The sequence below is a fragment of the Paenibacillus arenosi genome (genome assembly GCF_014841135.1).
GTDB classification, from domain to species: domain Bacteria; phylum Bacillota; class Bacilli; order Paenibacillales; family Paenibacillaceae; genus Paenibacillus_B; species Paenibacillus_B arenosi.
The window spans coordinates 98,170-105,575 of the sequence record NZ_JACYTN010000018.1; the positions used below are offsets into that span (position 1 = coordinate 98,170).

Annotated in this window: 5 protein-coding genes; all 5 read left to right on the forward strand. The window is 38.8% G+C overall.

The features are described from left to right. Positions 1-103 precede the first annotated feature (103 nt). On the forward strand, positions 104-880 hold the full coding sequence (locus tag IFO66_RS17705; RefSeq protein ID WP_192026443.1) for a hypothetical protein: 777 nt from the start codon (positions 104-106) through the stop codon (positions 878-880). Next, positions 880-1,728, forward strand: coding sequence for a radical SAM protein (locus IFO66_RS17710; protein ID WP_192026444.1), 849 nt, complete (start codon positions 880-882; stop codon positions 1,726-1,728). The genes IFO66_RS17705 and IFO66_RS17710 overlap by 1 nt, the downstream gene beginning before the upstream one ends. Positions 1,729-1,930: 202 nt before the next feature. Beyond that, complete coding sequence (locus IFO66_RS17715; protein ID WP_192026445.1) at positions 1,931-2,860, forward strand: serine hydrolase domain-containing protein; 930 nt, start codon at positions 1,931-1,933, stop codon at positions 2,858-2,860. A gap of 244 nt (positions 2,861-3,104) precedes the next feature. Further along, positions 3,105-3,689: a TetR family transcriptional regulator gene (locus IFO66_RS17720; protein ID WP_192026446.1), complete on the forward strand. Its 585-nt coding sequence runs from the start codon at positions 3,105-3,107 to the stop codon at positions 3,687-3,689. A 141-nt stretch (positions 3,690-3,830) separates the two neighbouring features. Then, positions 3,831-7,028 carry a bifunctional cytochrome P450/NADPH--P450 reductase gene (locus IFO66_RS17725; protein WP_337913312.1) on the forward strand — a complete coding sequence of 1,066 codons (3,198 nt, stop codon included), beginning with the start codon at positions 3,831-3,833 and terminating at the stop codon, positions 7,026-7,028. Positions 7,029-7,406 lie beyond the last annotated feature (378 nt).

The window sequence follows — 7,406 nt, forward strand, 5'->3', positions numbered from 1 at the left end:
TAGCTTGTAAGAATCTTTTATTTAGTTAATTTATAATATTTCAGAACTTATGTAGTGAACCAATGCTGCATCAAAAAATACAGATTGGAAACGAGGATGAAAAATGAAAAAAGAGAAGTCAAGTCATTTTTATAAATACAACAAAATTATGGAAGTAATTCTTTTTGGTTTTTCGGTTCTATTAATAAACATTTTTTTGAGCGAAAAATTATATTGGGCGGCTGCTGGTGTTGCAGTTGTTACAATACTGTTGGAGATATTTATAAAAAATAAAGAATATAATCCACTTATCAAAAAAGCTATTCAAAGAGAAGTGAAGATCGGGAGTATAGAGGAGAATGGAATTACAAATCATTATTTTATGTACTCGAATGAATCAAAAAATGCTCGGAATTCAGAAATTGCTAATGCTATAGATTCATCAAATGAATTGTACCTAATCGGAGAATCGGGAAAGTCATATTTAGATATTCCAACAGATAGGCATTGGAAAAACATCAAGGCCAAACTAGATAAAGGGATCTCTTTTAAAGTATTACTAATAGACCCCTATTGTAGTAACAAATTGATAAGGAATAATTTAAACAATATAGAGTCTGGTGAGATTGACAAGAAATTGGATATCGAGAGTTTAAAAAAGCTGAAAAGTAGATACCAAAACTTAGATATTAGATTTACTGACCAAATATATTGTTCATTATTTTTTACAGATAAGTATATGATCTATGACCCTTATCATTTAGGAAAGATTGCAGACAGGATAGAAAATAACTTTATTGCATTAGAGTTAAGAAATGATAACACTAATTATTATATTCTGAAAAACCACTTTTCTAATTGCTGGAGTATGTCGAGGTCATTTGAAGAGGTCATTAATTAATGAAGAGGTTAATATTAACATATAATCAAAATTGTAATCTTTCTTGTGATTTTTGTTACATAAATTTTCATTATGAAAAAATTGAAGACAAAACATATGAAATTATTAAACGAGCAATCTCTCTTAATTTTGATATCATTACTTTCGGTGGAGGTGATGCTTTCAGTAAAAAGAGCTTCAGAGATTCTTGTATTTTAGCAAAGGAAAATAATCTTGTTACACACGTAGATACAAATGGACTCTCCATAAAATCAAATGATTTTGATTTTATAAAAAAATATGTAGATGTAATAGGAATATCATTAGATGGAATTGGCGAATATCATGATGATTTAAGAAAATCAAAAAATCTCTTTAGTAAAATTAACTCTATTATTGAACATATGGAATCTTTAAATATAAAAATGAAAATAAACACCATACTAACAGAGAAGAATAAAGATTCCATATACAATTTATATATTTACTTGACAAAGTTTAAGAACATTGAAAGGTGGAGTATTTATCAGTTTTTTCCATTGTCTGTAGCTAAAGATTATAAAGATATGTTCGAAATTTCTGATGAAAACTTCGATATAATCTTAGATTTTTTAAACAACGAATCTCCTCATTTCAAAATTGAAAAATTTAAATTTAGAGATAGAGTCAATGGATATATTTTTTGTGATGAAGAAGGTAATGTATATACTAATAGCCTTGAGGGGGAGTATATACATTTATGTTCTATATTTGATTACCACGTTGAAGAAATAATTTCAGAATTAAAAGAATTTATAAATCCTAAAACGAGCAATCGATATGTTTCAACTCAGAAAAAAATATATCCCAAAAATGGATGGAAGAAATGACGGAACCAAAGAATAGGTTGTTTTGTATTATATAATTTGGAGGTAAAGAAAATTACGCTTACTATTAAATAGTAGATTTATTAAAAATAAAGTTGAGTATTCTATATTTATTTACTATGGGTATCAATAAGCATTATCCGCTAGCTAGCGCGTTAAACTGGTAAATGGAATTAATCTGATTATATAAAGGGGAGGGCACCATTTGCACATTACATGGAAAGAAGAAACCAGGAATCTTTCTGATGTATTGAAAAATGAAAAGATTCATAGCTGCTTGATTAGCAAAGATGGAGCACTGGTATTTCAACATTTTAAAAATAGTAAGTCCGAGAAGAAACTTCATAAAATCAATTCCTGCACGAAGAGCTTTACTTCTTGCTTGATCGGCATAGCGCAAGATCAGGGATTGCTTCCCGATCTTTCTACTCCTATCCTTGAATTTTTCCCCGAGCTGAGGCGCAGCAGCGACTCTAGAAAGCAGTTGATCACGATTGATCATCTTCTCACGATGAGCGCGGGCTTCGATTGGCCAGAGTTGAGTGAATGGGATGGCTGGCCAGCAATGATTCATAGTCAGAACTGGGTTAAGTTTGTGCTGGAGCGACCTTTAATAAGTAATCCTGGAGTGTCCATGAATTATAATTCGGGCTGCAGCCAGCTATTATCAGCAATTTTACATAAAGTAACGAATGTTCGTGCACAGGAATTTGCGGAGAAGCATTTGTTTTCTCATTTGCAGTTTAACAATTACATTTGGCATGATGATCCGCAAGGCATCAATATTGGCGGCTTTGGTTTACATCTTTCTGTACAAGACATGCTCAAATTTGGCCAGATGTATCTAAATAAAGGAAGATGTGGCAAGAAGCAGCTCCTAAGTGAAACGTGGATTTCTTTGACGACACGACCTGAATACTTAACCTATAAGAACTTTGGCTATTATGGTCGACATTGGTGGGTTTCACAAACTGCAGCTGGCGAACCGTTTTATTATGCAATGGGGATGGGCGGAAATTATATTTGCGTAGTTCCATCTGAAGGCATTGTTATTGCGATTACAAATGACACCTATGGCGATGTTTTTGTACCTCTTGACGTCATTAGAAGTATATTGTCCAAAGAGGAATGTTGAAGAAAAACGTACAGAAATCCGTATGGTGATATGGAAAGCTAACTATGATTCGATAAAGGTTATGTCAAGACCCTGTTCCTCCATATGAACGGGGTCTTATTTTTATATAACGATATTAAACATGGGAGCTTGTCGGCGTTTCTGCGCATGTAGTTGAAATACACAAGTATATAATATAAAATACGATCATATGATAGAATGATCTATCATTATATAAATCGTTTGTACGAAAGAAGGGATCAAAGTGAGTAATGGAAGGTCTGTCACCAAGGAAAATAAGCTAAATGCGATATTGGATGCAGCAACGGAGATTTTAGTCAACAAGCCTACAGCGTCTATGAATGATATTGCCGACTACGCAGGTATAGGAATTGCTACACTACACCGTTATGTAGAAAGCAGAGAGCAGTTGTTTGTGCAGTTGGCCTTACGTGCGATTACAGTGGTTGGAGAAATACTAGACCAGATTCCGACAAATGATGAGCATATCGAAGCTTACATCCCAACTGTGGTCGAGGAGCTTATTCCATATGGAGATAAGATACATTTTCTCATACAAGACAATCAGCTTTATTGCAATGAAGAAATACTTAAGGCAGAAGCTAAAATATTGGAGCCACTACGTGAAGTAATAGAAACCTTACAGCAACGGGGAAGTATTCGGCAGGACATGAGCAGCGAATGGATATTACACGTGCTTTACACGTTACTTATTTTGACATGGGGGCAAGTGCAAACCGGGCATGTTGCTAAGCGTTCAGCAGCAAAGCTGGTCATAGATACATTGTTCCATGGTGTTAAAGCTAATGCAGCAGCATCGTCCCGATAATGTTATGCGATTCATCCTTTTTACTAGCATTCTTTGGATGATTTCTGAACTACTCATGAAATTTTCTACCTTCCTAGTAAGTCACCAGCGTATATCACACGAATCTTGTACGTAAACCATTCGGAAAGGATGTTTATGATGATAAGAGAAGCCGGATATATTCCTCAACCCAAATCATATGGACCTCTTGGTAACTTGCCTTTAATTAATAAAGATACTCCTATATTGTCTCTTGGAGAGTTGGCTGAGAAGCACGGACCGATTTATCGGTTTAAAGCACCAGGAATTTCTACTCTGATGGTGTCGGGACATAAGCTAGTAGCTGAACTGTGCGATATTACACGATTTGATAAATACCTTGGTAAAGAGCTGTTAAATGTCCGTGCGTTCGGCGGTGATGGCCTATTTACGAGCTGGACGACTGAGCCGAACTGGCGAAAGGCACACAATATTCTTCTTCCGACGTTCGGTCAGCAAGCGATGAAAGGCTATCACACAATGATGGTCGACATCGCTTCACAGCTTATTCAGAAATGGGCGCGGTTGAATCCGAATGACACGATTGATGTAGCGGATGACATGACCCGTCTTACACTCGATACGATAGGATTATGTGGATTTAATTATCGATTTAATAGTTTCTACAGAGAAGAGCACAGTCCGTTTATTTTGAGTATGGTGCGTGCGTTAAATGAAGCAATGAGAAGAAGCAATCGGATCAAGCTTCAAAATATGCTGATGGTGAAGACGAGGATGCAATACGAAGAAGACATCCAAACGATGTTTGCTTTAGTAGATAAAATTATTGAAGAACGAAAGACAAGTGGAGGATCTGGGGAAATTGATCTGCTTGCACGGATGCTGGAAGGTAGAGATCCTGATACAGGAGAACGTTTGGATGATGAGAACATCCGGTACCAGATTATCACGTTCCTTATTGCGGGGCATGAGACGACGAGTGGCTTATTGTCGTTTGCACTTTATTTTTTGCTGAAGAACCCAGATGCACTGGAAAAGGCGTATCAAGAAGTTGACCAAGTGCTTACAAGCCCAACACCAACCTATGAACAAGTGCTCCAACTCAAATACATTCGCATGATATTAAATGAAGCTTTGCGTTTATGGCCAACAGCACCAGGCTTTGAAGTTTCGGCCAGAGAGGATACCGTAATAGGCGGCGAATATTCGATCAAAAAAGGAGATAATCTCGTCGTGCTACTGCCACAGCTTCATCGGGACAAAGATGCGTGGGGAGAAGACGCGGAACAATTCCGTCCGGAGCGGTTTGAGGATCCGGCTAAAGTACCGAATCATGCCTACAAGCCGTTTGGCAATGGTGAGCGGGCATGTATCGGAATGCAATTTGCGATGCATGAAGCGATCTTGGCGCTTGGTATGATTCTCAAACATTTTGAAATGATTGATTATCGTAATTATCAGTTGAAAATAAAAGAGACGTTGACGCTTAAGCCAGACGAGTTTAGCATCCGAGTGAAGCAGCGGGAGCATAAAGAGAGTGCAAGCATGTCTTCTCAGCAATGGATAATAGGGAATGCGACAGTTAGTACTGAAGTAAATCTCCATGACAATGTTAAGGAAGAGCCTGTAACTTCTAAGGATTCCTCTTCTATACTTGTGCTTTACGGCTCCAATTTAGGAACGGCAGAGGGGATAGCACGAGAGCTAGCAAATACGGCACGAGTATTTGGAATACGTAGTGAGGTTGCTTCCTTAAATGAATCCATTGGCAAGCTTCCGCAAGATAGTGCTGTTATCATCGTTACCGCTTCTTATAATGGGAAACCGCCAAGAAATGCGGCACAGTTTGTCAAATGGCTGGAAGAAATAGAAGATGGAGAGCTTGAGGGTGTGCAATATGCTGTATTTGGCTGTGGCGATCGCAATTGGTCAAATACGTATCAGGATGTACCTCGATTTATCGATGAGCAGCTTGCACGAAAAGGGGCTAAACGGATCTCGTCTCGTGGTGAGGCGGATGCCAGCGGTGACTTTGAACAGCAATTGGAACTGTGGCGTGAAACACTATGGACGGAAGTTAGAAATTGTTTTGGGATCAACGATTTCCTTGAATCTGAACCTGCTCAAAACGCTCTTCATGTTCAATTCGTTAACAGGCCAGCTGCTGAACCGCTTGTGCGGACATATGATGCGTTTTACGCAACCGTCGTGGATAATCGGGAACTTCAATCCGCAATTAGTGAACGGAGTACAAGGCATATTGAGATTCAATTGCCACAAGGGATTGCGTATCGTGAAGGCGATCATATAGGGGTACTGCCGCGAAATAGTAAAGAAAATGTGGATCGAGTGCTGCGTAGATTCCGACTCCAAGGGGACGATCAACTCATACTAACTTCAAACGGCCTCGAGATGGCTCATTTTCCTATGAATCAACCCGTCAATATTCGCGATCTACTGAGCCATAGTGTCGAAATGCAAGAGCCTGCTACTCGGGCTCAAATACGTGAACTTGCAGCTCATACCGTATGCCCGCCGCACCAACGGGAGTTGGAAGCTTTGTTAGACGAGGATGTCTATCAGGAGCAGGTACTGAGCAAACGACTCTCCATGCTAACGTTAGTAGAAAAATATGAAGCCTGTGAGCTTCCATTCGTGAAGTTTCTTGAGCTGCTTCCACCACTTAAGCCAAGATATTATTCCATATCAAGTTCACCACGAAAATATCGGGATAAAACAAGTATAACGGTAGCGGTCGTGAACGGGCCAGCCAGGTGCGGTAATGGCGAATACAAAGGCGTTTCTTCCACTAGCTTGGCTTTAAGTAAGCCTGGAGAGGAGTTACTCATATTCATTCGAACGCCTGAATCTGGATTCCAATTGCCAGAAGATCCGATGGTACCTCTTGTTATGGTGGGTCCAGGAACAGGGTTAGCTCCTTTCCGAGGCTTTTTACAGGCAAGATCTGCCCTTAAAGAGAGCGGCGTCATGATTGGAGAAGCCCATTTGTATTTTGGATGCCGTAACGAATTGGACTTTATTTATCGTGAAGAGCTGGAGCAATATGAGAGAGAAGGTATTGTAACGCTGCATACGGCCTTTTCTCGCATAGATGAGGCTAGCAAAACGTATGTACAGCATTTGATGGAACGGAATGCACCGGAAATTATTCATATGGTGAATGGAACAGGGCGATTATATATTTGCGGAGACGGCAGCAATATGGCGCCAGATGTTGAAGCTATGCTGCGACAAGCGTATTGCCATACAGTAGGTGCGAGTGATGAAGAAGCTATTGATTGGTTGAATGAACTGCAAGCAAAGGGACGTTATGCGAAAGATGTTTGGGCATCTGCATAAGGGTTCCATCGTTTCGGGAAGGATTTTTTCAGATGCGTGACTCGTTCCTTGAGTAAAATAGAATTTGATTCACTATAGCTCGTATTGTTCGGCAATTGACAGTAATACTTTCTAGGTATCCAAAAGAATAGTGGCAAGATGATGAATCATCTATTTTACGATTGAATCAACAAAGTGAATGGCTGCGTAATCCAATCCTATTGAACGTGAGAATATTGCAAAAGTACAGTTTTTTTCTAGATTATAGGCTCAGTTTAGTTGAGTCCGTATAATTGTGTAAAATGGTGAACAAAAAAAGAGCCATGAAATAGAGCCTCGTCTAGAATGAAGTTATGCAGACCCATTCAGAGGAGGTACTATTTATGACTCAATATCATA